The sequence below is a fragment of the Streptomyces caelestis genome (assembly GCF_001279005.1).
Taxonomy (GTDB): domain Bacteria; phylum Actinomycetota; class Actinomycetes; order Streptomycetales; family Streptomycetaceae; genus Streptomyces; species Streptomyces heliomycini.
This window is the reverse complement of the sequence record NZ_LGCN01000149.1, coordinates 1-263: the sequence shown is the minus strand read 5'-3', so window position 1 is coordinate 263 and position 263 is coordinate 1. Positions and strand designations below refer to the sequence as shown.

Here is a 263-nt window from a genome sequence, read left to right as displayed (position 1 = left end):
TCGACATCTGCTCGCGGCGCGTGGTGGGCTGGTCGATCGGCGACCATATGCGGACCTCGCTGGTCACCGACGCGATCGAGATGGCTGTGGCCGCCCGCGGCGGCCAGGCGAAGGGCGTCGTTCTCCACACCGACAGGGGCGCCCAGTACAGCGCGGCCGCCTTCGCCGACGTCTGCCGCCGGCACGGCATCGGCCGCAGCAGGGGCCGGGCCGGCTCGAGCTACGACAACGCCCTGGCCGAGTCGTTCTTCCAGAGCCTCACA

At 71.9% G+C, this 263-nt stretch carries 1 protein-coding gene; it reads left to right on the top strand.

The window, feature by feature from the left end; genetic code table 11:
- On the top strand, positions 1-263 hold a 263-nt coding region (locus ADK41_RS14285), incomplete at both ends, for a DDE-type integrase/transposase/recombinase (protein WP_159043974.1).